Below are 15,422 nucleotides of genomic sequence, written 5' to 3'. Positions count from 1 at the left end.
TATGAATCAACTACTCATAGATGAGTTTAGGACCATCTATCAAAACAATCAAACACAGAAACTATTACCCTATTTGCAGAAACTAACAGCTAAGGAACGTAAAGAACTTGTAAAAGAGTTACGCCCCTACAAAGAGGTGGCTCATCAAAAGGGGAATAAGGGCATTTATTTTGCAACCGCTATAGCTTGTTGTACACAAAGTCAGTTTCGTTCCTATACGGAATGGTATTTTATATCCGGTGTCGTTGCTGAACAAGCCGATGAAATATTAGCCTGGTATTGTCCCGACTGGTTCCCCGAACATTACAATGACGATACTATGTGGGGAACGATGGCATATTCTGATCTGTTACGCTGGCAATTGAAAGGATTCTTGAAACCAAGCCGGAGCCTAATTGCCCGAAGCATTTCTCAGGAGGCCAGAAGGTACAATAAAGAAATAAGTGAATACGAATATCCAACAGACTTTTTGTATGCAGATCCTCTTGTACTTGAAGATCATATCTGGGCCCTTTTTGAAGAAACCTCAAGTATACATTATCATGATTATGCAAAGCCCCAACAAGAAGGTCCCTGGACTAAAATATTCAAAAGCAATATTGCCTCCGGACACCTGGATCGTATGCGTGTGTTGCGTGCATGCCTGCTGACAGTGAATCACAACATTGATAAAATAAATATGGGTTGGTGCTTCGATCTTTTTGTCGAATTGAAACCGACAAAAGAAGAATTGCTTGCTTTACAAGAAGAGTTGGTTAATACTCTCAATAAGGAAAACACCAAACCAATAAATAAATCATTGGATGCTCTCAAGCAAATAGCAGATGATTCAAACTTTCATGTAGAGAATTTCCTGAATCATTTAACTGTATTGCTCTCATCCGAGGTGAAGTCTATTGTACAGTCTGCTTTAATGATACTTCAAAAGGTGGCAAAAAAGCATGCTTCTTTTCGCGAAACTATTTGCAGCGAAGTGCCATTAGCCTTTTTGAATAAGGATGAGGCTATACAAACCCGAGCAGCCAAGATTATTATTGAATTTGGAGATCCGAATTCGGAAGTTGTTCGCACGGCAGTTGGTTCTTATCAGGATGTACTGCTGATGTCTACACAAACCCTGCTGAAAAATTATCTGGATAAGGAAGCCACAGCAGAGCAAAGAGCTATGGACCCCATCGAGGCAGTCCTTCCAATTAATTTGTATGCCGAAGAAAACAAGATGCAACGTATTGAAACGGTGGAGGATTTGATATTCTTCCTTTCGGGAGTTTTCGATCAGGAAGTCCCGGTTCATCTTGATCTATTGCCGGAAGCGTTGATTCGACTAAACTCACAGATAACCGCTGCCCATCTTAACCAATTAGAAATAGCGCTTCAAAAAGCCTATTCATTGAATATTGGTGATCCATTCTGGCATAGTTACGATCGGGATACCAACGAATTTACAGGAACCGACTTTTGGGGTATGAGTGGTCTGTATTTAAGAATGTTGGCATTATTCTTTATCAATTATGGGCAATACCTTCAAAAGAAGTATCCTAAGGAAGGACAATTCATTGAAGAACTGCATGAACTGGCACTTCAGGAAGTTAATAAACAAACATACAAAAAATGGTTTTCGCTGACATATAAAATATCTCGCATGGAGCAATGGTTTGGCAGAGACTTCAAACTGCTTCAACCTTATTTGCAGGTATTTTCCCAAGCTTTGTCTTTTATAGAAAAGGGGATCACATTACCCTTACTTTCTACTCCTACACATGCTCCCGCATGGATTGATCCGCAGATTTTAAACAAACGATTGGAGGCGTATCGTAAGGCAAACATCAAACCTGATTTAATGGATTGGCAACTGGCTGTTTCTCGCTGCCCATCTATCATGGAGAAAGAGCCTGTGTATGAAGCATTGCAAAAACATATCCAAACTTACTCCTGGAAAATAGGAGAGGAGAAGAAAGCGGATTCTACTTACTCTCAAAAGCCGGTACTTGAAATGCAAATACCTGACTCACCATGGCAGGCGGAGCATAACCTTTATGCAGGTATAGGCGACAATATACGCTATTATGTAGCACCGCAAGATAGCCCTTATCTGGGCATGATGTATCCATCTTTGCCGGCTATTCCTTACGGCTTATTAATCAGAGATCGCTTTCATTTTGCCCAGATGGAAAATGCGCAAACGCGAGACATGTTGACTGCCTCTATCGCTGCTTTATATGAATTGAAAACAGCACTTGATCCTGTAACCACTTTGTTCTTGTCATGTTGTATGCTCTGTTCCGAAAAGACAATTCGTAACTATGCCGCCGAAATATGGATGGAACGCACTACCCACCAACTGATACAGCAAGCACAGTTAGGTCAAACCCTTGGCTTTTTGATGAGTGCAGAATGGGCTCCGGTGAAACGTTTTACCGATATGGTGACGGGCACTTTCTTGACAGCGGGAACATTGTATAGTTCTGCATTGGAAGAACTTTTTGTTGCTATATTATTACAAATAGAGCAGCCTGTAACCAATCTGAAAAAACTGTTGGAGATTTACAATGAGCTGTTGGCACTGAATCGTTCGGAATGTGCTGCGGCCCTTCTCCCAAAATTGGAAGTATGGGGAAAAGAAAATACATTGAAAAAGGTGGCGAAACAATTATTAAACATATCGTCCCAAAGGGACAATTTAAAACAGCCCGGGGTACAGTGAGTGTAGCGAACGGCACCCCGGGTATAGATAACCATTTTACAGAGCGTCCCAAGGGGACAGCTTAATAACCTTATTTGCCTATTGTTTTATTAAGCTGTCCCTTTGGGACGCTGGTTGACGACGTTTTGCAACTTATACCCGGGATGTCGCTTCGCTTTATCCCGGGCTGTTTTAAACTGACCCTTCGGGTCGAAAAAATGGATTAATCCATTTTTATATAAATCGTTTTTAGAATATATATTTGTTATTGATAATACATAAATAATGAAAAAAACATTCACCCAACTCATACAAGAAGAAAAGGTAGATGATATCATCCCTTTTTTGAAATCCCTTACTCCCGAAGAACGAAACAAACTGGTTCCTATACTAAAGGAGTACCCAAAGAGCCATTCTATTTCCAATAAAGGATATATAGTACTCTCTATTGCACAGTTTGTTTGCTTTAATCTCAATGACTACAAGCGTCATCGCATAGAAATAAGTTACCTGAGCAACGGCTTTATTAAGTTTCATGAATATTCGCAAAAAGACTTAATGGAGCGTATTTCCATAAATGATATTCTGGAATGGTATCAACCCGATTGGATGAGCGAGTTTATCAACGACAGCCGTACCAACCGCGAGCTGAAAGACTTTACTTATGATGAAGTAATGCGCTGGCATCAAAAAGGATATATCACTCTTTCGCCCGAACTGATAGTAGCCACTCTTTATGGGCATCCGTTTGTGTTCGAGATGTATAAAACACCTATGTATTATACAATGCGTCCTGAAAAGCTGTTGGAGTATCCTGAAACGCTTTCCGAACATATCTGGTTGTTTTTTGCTTATCCAAGTAATATCAACTTTAATATGTTCTACGGATTGGAGAATGAAGATGATAACTGGAACAAAATCTTTCGTCAGTTGGTGGTCGAAGGTCGTTTAGACCGTGCGCGGGTACTCAAAGAGTGTTTGTCGGCTGTTATTAATCAGAGCTTTAATAAGTTACAGATAAATTGGTTTGTCGATTTGTTTAATGATCTGCAACCTACTACGGAAGAACTGCTAAATATACAAGCCGAGCTTCTTCGCTCGCTTACTTCTCCTCAAACTAAACCGGTGAGTAATGCATTGGGGTACATAAAGAAGATAAGTGGGGAACCTGCGTTACTGCTTGATGATTTTCTTTCGCAAGTGCCTGTTTTGTTAGGATCGAGCACTAAAGCGATAGTGAACAATACCATTGCCATTTGCGAATTATTGCTGAAAGAACAAGCTACACTCCGAAACACTCTTTGTTCGATATTGGCGGGTGGTTTTATTAATACCGATGAGGGCATTCAGAAGAAATTAGCTAAACTGATAGTGAAATATGGCGATCAATCTGCTATAGCACCTATACTGGTTGGATATGTCGGTCAGATTCTTTCTGCGGTTAAGCCTTTATTGAGCGATTTTCTTGATGCGTCGGTTTTGTCCGAAGCACCTCAGGAAGAGCAGACGATACCCGAAATAGAAGTGCAGTCTCCTGTTTTACTGCTTAGTGCTGCAAATGCCATTCCACACTTAACTACCTTTGATGATTTTCTGTTCTTCGCCGGACAGATCTTTGAGAACAACGAACCTTGGCATATTTTTATGCTTCCGGTGTATGTGCAGCAGTTTCATGCCGAATTAACTCCGGAAAAAGTGCTTCAACTCGAACCTGTATTTAAGCAAGCCGTTAAGTGTATTGAGAATTGGAATGCCCGTATTGGATTGATTGACCGTACCTTTGCTGCTTTTTGGTTGAGTTATGGAAATCTATTAAATAATCAGTTTCCCGGTGCTTCGGAATACTTGCAGAAACTTTCTCAAGAAAAAGTCTTAAATATGAGCAGTTGGCGCAATCGGATACAGAACGCGGAGTTGCGTCCTTTTTATTTCATACTGTTAAAGGTGCTCGATTCCATACGTACGGGTACTCCATATCATTTGCTTTCTACTCCTACACACGCACCGTTGTGGATAGATCCGGTGGTGTTGGTGCAGCGTCTGCAAGTTGCTCAGCAACAAGGGCAAACACCTAACGGATTTGATATGCAACAAGCTATTCTCCGTTGTGCCCTTCAGTCTACCGGTGAGGCCCTGCAATTAGCCAAAGAGGTGCTGACCGGAGAGCTACGCGACCTGATGGTTTATCTGTTTGCGCCGGATGCTCAACCACCGGCTACTGTAGAACATTCTGCCTGGTGGATGTGTGCCGCATTGGTAAAACATCCGCATACTGTACCTGCGCAGACCGAGCAGTGGGGATTTGGGGCTATTCCTCAGGTATACCTCACCGGAAATTTTGAATGGACAATAGCTGATAACAACTATGGAGCCATGAAACTCAAATTGCAACTGCCTACCCATCAGGTAGAAAACAATCCAGAAACGAAATTCCTTCCCGAATACTACTACAGTATGTTGCACAGTCGCTTTTTGTGGGCAGGAGATGTTACTCGTTTGCTTGCATCCGCTCCCTATTATTCGGATACAATTCTGGCTTATTATCTTAATCGCATTCTGGCATATAATGTGATGGATTCGGGAGATAAAGCAAGTCTGATAAATGGACTTCATACTTTGATTGATTTGCATTTGCCTTTATCGGAAATGGGTTATCTGCAACTTGCTTTCTGCTTGTTTGCCCCTGCTAAAGAAATAAAGGATTATGCAGCTTCTCTCTGGACGGAACAAGTGCAAGCCGGATACTTGGATCATGTACACTTAGGACATAAAATAACAAAACTATTGCAAGTACAGTGGCTACCCCTAAAGCGGTTTATAGATGTAATTGAAATAAATCTGCTGCATATAAGTACTTTGCACGACCAAGCGTTGAAAGAATTACTGGATGTATTGTTGGCTGAATTAAAAGATAAACCTGTCAGGAATCTGAAAAAGTTATCGGAGGTTTATAAAGAACTACCTAAAAAATAGAATATATGATGAATGATACCTATCCTAAAATATTAATCACCGGTGCCGCAGGTAATTTGGGCGGTCTGTTGGCCCACCACCTGAAAAACAGGAATCTGCACTTACTAACACATCGAAAAGAGGTAAATACCGAACTCAGAAATCTTCCTAATATTCAGATTTTTAAGGCAGACTTGGCAAAGAAAGAAACTCTCAGTGCTGCACTCGATGGCGTAGATGTGGTAGTGCACTTTGCCGGAGTTTTATTTAAAGCGAATCCTGAAAAATTTCTGCCTATAACCAATACCCATTATTTTCGTAATCTGCTGGAGGTAGCTGTTGAAAAGAAAGTAAAACGAATAATCCTTATCAGCTTTCCGCATGTAGAAGGAGAAACCACCCCTGAGAATCCGGCAAAAGGTACTCTCGACGGACATCCAATTTCGGCACATGCTACCACACGCCTTGAAGAAGAAAGGGAACTCTTCCGATGCTGCAAGGAAGCAGGCATAGAAGCGGTTTCACTTCGCGTAGGAATGGTGTATGGCAAAGGTATTCTAATGATTGATGCAGCCGATTGGTTTAACCGTCATTACCTGTTGGGAGTTTGGAAGCAACCTACCTGGATTCATTTGATTTCTACAGAAGACTTTTTAAAGGCTACTACTGCTGCCATTGAAAAAGAAAGCATACAAGGAATCTATCACCTTGGAGATGAGGGCATACAAACCTTACAGCAATTTCTGGACCGGGTTGCTATCTATAAAAAATATCGCAAACCTTGGCGTATGCCCTTGTGGATGATAATGACAGCAGCATGGACTTTCGAAAAGTACTCTTTGTTGTTCAATACACAAAGCCCTCTTACGCGCGATTTTATAAAAATAGGACGCGTTTCTTACTATGGTGATACCTCACGTATGAGGGAGGAGTTACTACCAGAGCTTACGTATAAAACATTCGAGGAAGGGCTGGAAACGTTTTAGTTTCCGGCCACATATCCTTGGATTTCCATCATTGCCTCTCCGAATGATGCTCCTTCGAGACTTTCTATTGTCGACCCGTTATGCAACGCGTTGTTCAGCGCATTAAACTCTGCACTGCAAGTGGCTATTGACTGAAGCAACTTTCTATCCTTCAGATTACCTTCTCCCATAATGAGTTCGCCCAGTTTGATTGCTTCCGTATAGAAGAATTCATGTGCCCATAGAATCGAATATTTTTTATCTCCATCTGTAATGACGGCCCGATCAGAGAAAGAGCAATTATTCAATATTTTTCTAATCAACACCTGTCCGAAAGCATGCTGTATAAATAGATATGCTTTGGAGGCATCCATAGGTGATAAACCGTATTCAATCAGTGCATCGTTCACTTCCTCTTCTGAAGCAAGTGCTATGATGCGAGCCAGTCGGTTAACATCGGGTTTTCTATGTAGAATATACAATGTACGTGTTGAATAGAAATCGTCTGATGGGCAATAGCTATACTGCTGTGCCTTTTTTTGCATCTCTTCCCACGGATTATTATCGTATAAAATTTCGCAGGCGCTTGTTTGCCGCTGATGTTGTCCATAATAGAATCGAATCCAGTGAATGCCTGTAGGTAGTTGACATACTGCCAAATCTTTCTCGAATTGTTTGAGCCATTCATCGTAGAAGTCTTCGGGCAATTTTCCTCGAATGCCCAGATGGCTGCGTACAACTTCGTACTTTTCTCCCCCAATTATTTTTTCTTCCCGTATGATTTGATCATCGTATTCGTTCGTGAAGAAGGTACCAAGAATAGGGTGAAAGCAATTATTCAGGAAGTTACTCCAGGCGTTTTTCATTGCATTTTCCATAGTGTCTCCAAATCCCGCAACTGATTCTATGATATGTTTGGCAAGGCCGATGGAGAAAGTTACATCCATCTGTACCATAGGCATGGAAGAAGTACGATCGAAGAAAGATACTTGGGCTTCTATGTATTGCTGTGGGAAAATAAGAGCACTTTCCTCTATGTAGCAATTGATGTGATGGTTCTTAAATGTTTTTTCTAATAATTCAAGATAAAAAGCTTGGTTGTTCATGTTTTATTGAATATTGGGTGTATGAATGTGGATGTTTTCTTTATTGTTTAAGAAGAAATCTCCATAAATTAAATCTCTTTGTTTGTTTTTCTGTGGAAGGAGGGATGTAAGGTTTTACATGTGAGGTATCCTATCTCTTTTTCGAATGATACTCCTTTAGTATAGCAGATTTTCTCAGTTTTCATTATACAGTATTCTTTGTTTTCAAATATAGTGAAATAAAAAATAATTTCTATATTTGTATCTGTATTAAAAAAACACATCATGATTATTAACCCTAATCACTGAAAGGGTATCGCTATGTTAGATATGTTATAAAATCAAATTTCGGGACTAGAAACTTGCCTATCATATAGAAAGGCAAATCAATCTTTATAGCTCACATTCTATAAATGGGTTGTTATGTGTATTATAAGTCCCTTGAAAATTCCCCATTTCTATTTATTAATTGAATGTCGATCTGATTTGGCATACTATTTTATATTTATCTATGATAGCAAGAAGAACTGCGACTAAGGTGAAGAATGGTCGCGTGCAGCCCAAAAATAGACATAAGCGTACACCAAACTATTGGAATACCTTTCAGAAAGAAATACAACTTGATGTGATGCCACCCGGAAAAGGGTATAAACATTTTCTAAAAACAAGAGATATAAAACTCTTTCTCGAAATACTGCCTAATCGTGAAGTTATTGATCAGGAGCTTGATGCAATTATCCTTGATAAAGGAGATGGATATACTGATGGGTGGTATAATCGGGGAGTAATTGGCATTTGTGCTTGGGAGAAAGAAAAGACAAAAGTATTTTCATTGCCGTATTTTAGAAGTCATCAGAAGATATTCGAGCGATTGGAAGTGTCTTATCAAATCAAGAAGGATTATGTTATATGTGACTTTACAGAGAATCAGATTAAGGCATATTTGTTACTGCATATTCTTCTGCACGAGATAGGTCATCACCACGATCGTATACATACGAAATCACGACGAAGATGTGCAAAAGGTGAAGCGTATGCAGAAAAGTATGCATATAAATATGAAGAACTAATCTGGAATAAGTATTTTGAATTATTTCCGAGGTAGGGGAGTGGCTCTTTGCGCTCTCCTCACCCCTGCAAATACCCAACAATAATGTAGCCAGATATTTCTCTTGAAGGTTATGTTACAGATATAATGACTCTGAATACAAATAGCCCCGAATCGTACACTACAATTCGGGGCATATTACTATAGATTCTGCTTTATAAAATCTGCAACTTTACAAGTTTTCTTTTTTATGCTGACGGATCTATAAATTCATCTCCACCACCATTGTTGCCACCATCTCCGTTTCCTTCATTGTTTCCATTTCCAGTTGATAGATGATCACCGAACATATTTTTTATATACGTATCGAAGTCGATAAAAGTCAATTTATCTTCTGCACGGGTAGCATTCACATCCGGACGAATCGTTTTGGAGGGTCTGAAATTAATGCGTACGGTCTTGATGTTTTTGGCTGTACAATCTTTTTCAGTATCACTTCCTTCACTTCGAGCAGACAAACTGAATGTGCCAAAGTTTCGAAGAGTCACCGAGTGACCACTATACAGGTTGGTACGCACTACATCTAAAAGGTTAGTTACTACGCTCTTAATGTCTCCTTTGGAGAGCGAGCTGAGTTCTTTGATCTGATGAATAATCAAATCTTCATCCACATTCTTTCCCAAAGTCAATAAATTGGGGTAATACTTGCCCGGTTCAGTGGGTTTAGCCGGATTTACTCTTAATGTTTTTTTAAATGGAATAGCCATAATAAAAATGATTTAATTGATTAAAAAATAACATATTTATCTTTTGAACAAGTTTGCAACCTTGTTACATTGGCGAAAGTAGGACAACAGAAAATGGCAGTGGTCAGAAACAGTAAGAAATGGTAAGAAACGGTAAGAAATGGAGAAGAAGAGGCTTTTTTAACGTTTTTAAAGAAAATAGAGGTGGCGAATATCTTTAGACTTTTCCTCTTATGATCTTAGGATAATTAACTTTCATCAGACTATAATCATCTACGATGCCGACATACGACCCCTATGATCTTAGGATAATCTATTTTCATCAGACTATAATTTTATACCATAGGAACGTAGCACTTCTATCATGCCGACATAAGTCACTTATCATGCCGACGTAAGATAGCTATCATCCTATCAACATCTCTTTAACCTAACTAAAAACCCTAACTAATCCTATTTAACCCCAATATAATTTCTATCTTTGTTACTGAAACGAACCCTGTAATTGTAGAAGCAACATGAAAATGATTCCTTACGGCATTAGCGATTACGAGAGAATCTCTTTGCAAGATTATTATTATGTAGATAAAACTCGCTTTATTCCTATAATAGAGCAATCGGTATCTTACTTCTTCCTGATTCGTCCCCGTCGGTTTGGTAAGAGCTTGCTGCTTAATGTGCTCGATGCTTACTATGATATTAATAATGAAGATCGTTTTGAAGAACTGTTTGGAGAGCGGTGGATATATAAAAATCCTACGAAGCTTCGTGCCAAGTTTCTGATACTTCGTTTCAACTTCTCGGGAGTCGATCCGCAACCGGAGAATATGCATCGTACATTCGAAAGTCATTGTCGTGAACGATTTTTAGAATTTGTAGATCGTTATAAGCGTTTTTTCTCTCCCAATTTTGAAGAAGAATTGATGGAACGCGAAACGGCTGCTGACCGCTTGCAATATATAAATAGAAAAAGTGTTGAATTGGGCCTCCGCATCTATCTGATTATTGATGAGTACGATAACTTCACCAACTCTATTCTTGCTAATATCAGTAAAAAAGCCTATAAAGATGCCACACATGGCGAAGGCTTTTATCGCTATTTCTTTAATGTGCTAAAATTGATTACCACCGGCAATGGCATGGCGTTGGAGCGTATGTTTATCACAGGTGTAAGTCCTGTAACGCTTGATGATGTTACATCAGGATTCAATATTGGTACCAATTATACTACTGCACCACAATTTAATAATCTGGTAGGGTTTTCTGAAGAAGAGTTGCGTACGATGCTCGAATATTATCACACCCAAGGTGCGCTTCCTATGACTGTTGATGAGGTAGTAGCCGAAATAAAGCCTTGGTATGATAATTATTGTTTTGCCGAAGATATGTTGGATAATTCAATGTATAACTCGGACATGGTACTTTATTACCTTAATTGGTTGATGCAGACAGGAAAACCACCTCGTGAGATGATCGACAAAAACATCCGTACCGATTATAACAAACTGCGCTACCTGATAAAGACAGATCATGAACTGGATGCCGGCTCCAACCTCTCCGTTATTCGGGAAATTGTTGAAACAGGACATACCACCGCTACACTTAAAGACGGCTTTTCGGTAGATGAGATGGTGAAACCGGATAACTTTAAGTCACTACTTTACTATTTCGGTTTGGTAACAATACAAGGTACTAAACAAGGTGACACTCTATTAGGTATTCCCAACCATACGGTTCGCGAGCAAATGTATACTTACTTGGTAGAAGGACTTGGGGATGCCAATGCGTTCCAGCTCGACTTTTATGAACTCGCTCAACTAATGAAAGGTATGGCTTATCGTGGCGAGTGGCAGTCTGTATTCTCCTACATCGGTGCCGAATTGGAGAAGCAAAGCCGTATCCGTCAGTTTATGGATGGCGAAGCCCATGTAAAAGCTTTCTTGCTGGCTTATTTGGGTTTAACAAATTACTATCAATTAATGCCCGAATACGAATTGGGTAAAGGATATGCCGATTTCTACTTCCGTCCTAACCCAAGGCTGACAGATATGGAATACGCCTACCTGCTGGAGGTGAAGTACCTGAAACGTGATGAACCCGAAAGCCGTATTGCTACCCTAAAAGCAGATGCACGCGAACAATTACTAAAGTATGCCTCAGACAAGATTGTGACAAGCACTATCGGTGGAGCAAAGCTGAAGTTGATAACCGTGGTCTTTCGTGGATGGGAAGTAGCGGAGATGATAGAGGAGGAGATACAGTAAACGTGAGATCGCATAGATAATACAGATCTAAATCAATTTATTTGCAAACAAAAAAGAGGAAGCCTTTTCAGACTTCCTCTCCTTTTTATATACAGATATCAAACAATTACTCAGCAGCTTCGCTACCCCAAGCCTGGTTAGCCAGACGTTTGTAGTTGTTATATCTCCATTTTGCATTTTCTTCGGCTGCTGCAAACAATTCGTCTGCTTCGGCAGGATATTGTTTCATCAATGAAGTGTAACGTACTTCACCTTTCAGGAAGTTTTGGAATTCTTCCCACTTCGGTTCTTTAGAATCAAGTGTGAATGGATTCTTTCCTTCTGCTTCCAAAGCAGGGTTGTAACGCCACAAGTGCCAGTATCCGGATGCAACTGCTTTTTCTTCCTCTTCCTGAGATTTACCCATACCGGCTCTCAATCCGTGGTTGATACATGGTGCATAAGCAATGATCAAAGATGGTCCCGGATAAGCTTCTGCTTCGCGGATTGCTTTCAGGGTTTGAGCTTGGTCAGCACCCATTGCAATTTGAGCTACATATACATAACCGTAAGTAGTAGCCATCAAACCAAGGTCTTTCTTGCGGATTCTCTTACCGGATGCAGCAAACTTAGCGATTGCACCAACCGGAGTAGCTTTAGATGATTGTCCACCAGTGTTAGAGTAAACCTCTGTATCAAGAACTAAGATGTTTACGTCTTTACCGGAAGCAATTACGTGATCCAAACCACCGTAACCGATATCGTAAGAAGCACCGTCGCCACCGATAATCCATTGTGAACGTTTTACTAAATATTGTTTCAGGTCGTAGATGCCTTTGCAAGTTTCGCAATTATCTTTCACCGCTTCCAATACAGGGATAATCTTTTCTGCCAGTTCTTTAGTCTTATCAGCATCGAACATATTGTCGATCCATTCTTGATAAAGTGCTTTGTTCTCAGCAGGACAACCTTCAGAAGCAATAGCTTCGTTCATCAGCTTAACGATGCGTAAACGCATTTTTTCGTTTGCTAATTCCATACCCAAACCAAATTCGCAGAAGTCTTCGAATAAAGAGTTTGCCCAAGCAGGACCTTGACCTCTTTCATTGGTTGTATAAGGAGTTGAAGGCACTGAACCTGAATAGATAGAAGAACATCCGGTAGCATTAGCAACCATCTGACGATCGCCAAACAATTGAGTGATTAACTTCACGTATGGAGTTTCACCACAACCTGAACAAGCTCCAGAGAATTCAAACAATGGAGTAGCGAACTGAGAGTTCTTCACATTGCTCTTCACGTCTACCAAGTGTTGTTTGCTGGTTACATTCTTCACATTGTATTCCCAGTTGTCAGCTTCGGCTAATTGAGATTCCAAGCTCTTCATGGTCAATGCTTTGCCACCTTTCTTCGGATTACCCGGACAGATGTCGGCACAGTTACCACAACCCAAACAGTCGAGAACGTCTACTTGAATGCGGAAAGTCATACCTTCGAATTGTTTTCCTACAGCTTTCAGCATAGGGAAGTTAGCTCCTTTTTGCTCTTCAGCATCCAATACGAATGGACGGATAGAAGCGTGAGGACAAACATACGCACACTTGTTACATTGGATACAAGTTTCAGGATTCCATTCAGGAACGAAGGCAGCCACACCACGTTTTTCGTATTGTGAAGTACCTTGATCCCAGGTTCCGTCTTCGCGACCTTTGAATGCAGATACAGGAAGCAAGTCACCATCTTGTCCATTGATCGGACGAACTACTTCGTTGATGAATGCCGGATCATTGTTAGTTTCTGCTTCATCATCAGGTAGGTTAGCCCATGAAGGATCTACGGTTAGTTGTTTGTATTCGCCACCGCGGTCAACTGCAGCATAGTTTTTGTTTACGATATCTTCTCCCTTGCTTCCGTAAGACTTCACGATGAATTTCTTCATTTGTTCGATAGCTTGGTCTACAGGAATTACTTTGGTGATTTGGAAGAAAGCAGACTGAAGGATGGTGTTGGTACGGTTACCCAAACCAATTTCCATAGCAATTTCAGTAGCGTTGATATAATAAACAGATATGTTTTTCTTAGCCAGGTAACGTTTTACCTTGTTAGGCAAATGTTTAGCCAATTCTTCTTCATTCCAGATAGTGTTCAACAGGAATGTTCCGTTTTCGCGAAGACCACGAGTTACGTCGTACATTCTCAGGTAAGCCTGTACGTGGCAAGCCACAAAGTTAGGTGTATTTACCAAATAAGTAGAACGAATAGGATGATCGCCGAAACGAAGGTGAGAACAGGTGAAACCTCCCGACTTCTTAGAGTCGTAAGAGAAGTAAGCCTGGCAATATTTGTTGGTGTTGTCACCAATAATTTTGATTGAGTTTTTGTTAGCACCTACCGTACCGTCGGCACCCAAACCGTAGAATTTAGCTTCGTACATACCTTCGCCGCCTAAAGCGATTTCTTCTTTTTGAGGAAGAGAAGTGAAAGTAACGTCGTCCACAATACCCATAGTAAAGTGATTCTTTGGTTCCGGTAATGCAAGGTTTTCGAATACAGAAATAACCTGTGCAGGAGTCGTATCTTTAGAAGAAAGACCATAACGTCCGCCTACGATAACAGGAGCATTAGCAGCACCGTAGAAACAGTCTTTTACGTCTAAGTACAATGGTTCTCCGTTAGCTCCCGGTTCTTTTGTTCTATCTAAAACAGCAATACGTTTCGCAGTTTTAGGAACAGCAGCTAAGAAGTGTTTTGCAGAGAATGGACGGTACAAGTGTACAGCAACCATACCTACTTTTTCGCCTTGAGCTACCAAGTGGTCAATCGCTTCGCGAGCCGCTTCGGTTACAGAACCCATAGCGATGATTACGCGTTCAGCATCATCAGCTCCGTAGTAATCGAACAAACCATATTTACGTCCTGTAATTTTAGACAGTTCGTTCATATATTCTTCTACAATGGCAGGAACTGCATCATAATAAGAATTGCTTGATTCTCTGTGTTGGAAGTAAACATCCGGGTTTTCAGCCATACCGCGAGCAACCGGTGCATTGGGGTTCAGTGCACGGGCACGGAATTCAGCCAACGCTTTTTGGTCAATCAGGTGAGCCAAGTCTTCGTTTTCCAAAGCTTCGATCTTTTGGATTTCGTGTGAAGTACGGAAACCGTCGAAGAAATTAACAAAAGGAACACGAGCTTTGATTGTAGATAGGTGAGCTACCGCAGCCAAGTCCATAACTTCTTGTACAGAACCTTCGGCCAACATAGCAAAACCTGTTTGGCGAGTAGCCATTACGTCTTGGTGGTCGCCAAAGATAGAAAGAGCATGAGAAGCCAACGCACGAGCAGAAACATGGAATACGCAAGGCAACAATTCACCTGCAATTTTGTACATGTTCGGGATCATCAAAAGAAGACCCTGTGAAGCCGTATAAGTAGTAGTTAACGCACCTGCCTGAAGCGAACCGTGCAAAGCACCTGCTGCGCCTGCTTCCGATTGCATTTCTTCTACCAATACTGTTTCGCCGAAGATGTTTTTACGACCTTTAGCTGCCCATTCGTCTACGTACTCTGCCATAGTCGAAGAAGGAGTGATGGGGTAAATAGCAGCTACTTCCGAGAACATATACGAGATATGTGCTGCTGCCTGATTACCATCACATGTGATGAATTTCTTCTGATTAGTCATAACTAAATTAAACTA

At 40.7% G+C, this 15,422-nt stretch carries 8 protein-coding genes; 5 read left to right on the top strand and 3 right to left on the bottom strand.

The annotated features are described in order from the left end of the window. The first annotated feature begins 1 nt into the window (after position 1). From D0T60_RS12830 to D0T60_RS12820, 3 genes are all read left to right on the top strand, one after another. Positions 2–2,704, top strand: a complete 2,703-nt coding sequence (locus tag D0T60_RS12830) for a DUF6493 family protein (RefSeq protein ID WP_163218509.1) — start codon at positions 2–4, stop codon at positions 2,702–2,704. Positions 2,705–2,968: 264 nt separating this feature from the next. Further along, on the top strand, positions 2,969–5,656 hold the full coding sequence (locus D0T60_RS12825; protein WP_163218508.1) for a DUF6493 family protein: 2,688 nt from the start codon (positions 2,969–2,971) through the stop codon (positions 5,654–5,656). Positions 5,657–5,661: 5 nt separating this feature from the next. Further along, on the top strand, positions 5,662–6,621 hold the full coding sequence (locus D0T60_RS12820; protein WP_239059561.1) for an NAD(P)-dependent oxidoreductase: 960 nt from the start codon (positions 5,662–5,664) through the stop codon (positions 6,619–6,621). On the opposite strand, the gene D0T60_RS12815 is transcribed toward D0T60_RS12820, so the two are convergent. Continuing rightward, positions 6,618–7,706, bottom strand: a complete 1,089-nt coding sequence (locus D0T60_RS12815; RefSeq protein ID WP_163218507.1) for a DUF6348 family protein — start codon at positions 7,704–7,706, stop codon at positions 6,618–6,620. The genes D0T60_RS12820 and D0T60_RS12815 overlap by 4 nt on opposite strands. A 490-nt stretch (positions 7,707–8,196) precedes the next feature. Between D0T60_RS12815 and D0T60_RS12810 the strand changes: the two genes are divergently transcribed. Then, a complete protein-coding gene (locus D0T60_RS12810; protein WP_163218506.1) occupies positions 8,197–8,790 on the top strand; it encodes a hypothetical protein in 594 nt (197 codons plus the stop codon). A 191-nt stretch (positions 8,791–8,981) separates the two neighbouring features. Here D0T60_RS12810 and D0T60_RS12805 read toward each other — a convergent pair whose 3' ends face one another. Then, positions 8,982–9,500, bottom strand: a complete 519-nt coding sequence (locus D0T60_RS12805) for an HU family DNA-binding protein (protein WP_163218505.1) — start codon at positions 9,498–9,500, stop codon at positions 8,982–8,984. A 497-nt stretch (positions 9,501–9,997) separates the two neighbouring features. Here D0T60_RS12805 and D0T60_RS12800 point away from each other — a divergent pair, with 497 nt between their 5' ends. Further along, the gene (locus D0T60_RS12800) at positions 9,998–11,743 is read left to right on the top strand and encodes an ATP-binding protein (RefSeq protein ID WP_163218504.1); all 1,746 of its coding nucleotides are present in this window, start codon (positions 9,998–10,000) and stop codon (positions 11,741–11,743) included. 106 nt (positions 11,744–11,849) lie between these two features. On the opposite strand, the gene nifJ is transcribed toward D0T60_RS12800, so the two are convergent. Further along, positions 11,850–15,407: a pyruvate:ferredoxin (flavodoxin) oxidoreductase gene (gene nifJ / locus D0T60_RS12795; RefSeq protein WP_163218503.1), complete on the bottom strand. Its 3,558-nt coding sequence runs from the start codon at positions 15,405–15,407 to the stop codon at positions 11,850–11,852. Between the last annotated feature and the right edge of the window lie 15 nt (positions 15,408–15,422).

The organism is Bacteroides sp. 224, from assembly GCF_010500995.1.
Classification (GTDB): Bacteria; Bacteroidota; Bacteroidia; order Bacteroidales; family Bacteroidaceae; genus Bacteroides.
This window is presented reverse-complemented; position numbering and strand designations above follow the sequence as displayed.

Bases quoted from the DNA above. Each gene is read 5' to 3' on its own strand.
- D0T60_RS12805 (WP_163218505.1), bottom strand. From the start codon at position 9,500: ATGGCTATTCCATTTAAAAAAACATTAAGAGTAAATCCGGCTAAACCC.
- D0T60_RS12825 (WP_163218508.1), top strand. From the start codon at position 2,969: ATGAAAAAAACATTCACCCAACTCATACAAGAAGAAAAGGTAGATGAT.
- D0T60_RS12820 (WP_239059561.1), top strand. From the start codon at position 5,662: ATGATGAATGATACCTATCCTAAAATATTAATCACCGGTGCCGCAGGT.
- D0T60_RS12800 (WP_163218504.1), top strand. From the start codon at position 9,998: ATGAAAATGATTCCTTACGGCATTAGCGATTACGAGAGAATCTCTTTG.
- D0T60_RS12815 (WP_163218507.1), bottom strand. From the start codon at position 7,706: ATGAACAACCAAGCTTTTTATCTTGAATTATTAGAAAAAACATTTAAG.
- D0T60_RS12810 (WP_163218506.1), top strand. From the start codon at position 8,197: ATGATAGCAAGAAGAACTGCGACTAAGGTGAAGAATGGTCGCGTGCAG.
- nifJ (WP_163218503.1), bottom strand. From the start codon at position 15,407: ATGACTAATCAGAAGAAATTCATCACATGTGATGGTAATCAGGCAGCA.
- D0T60_RS12830 (WP_163218509.1), top strand. From the start codon at position 2: ATGAATCAACTACTCATAGATGAGTTTAGGACCATCTATCAAAACAAT.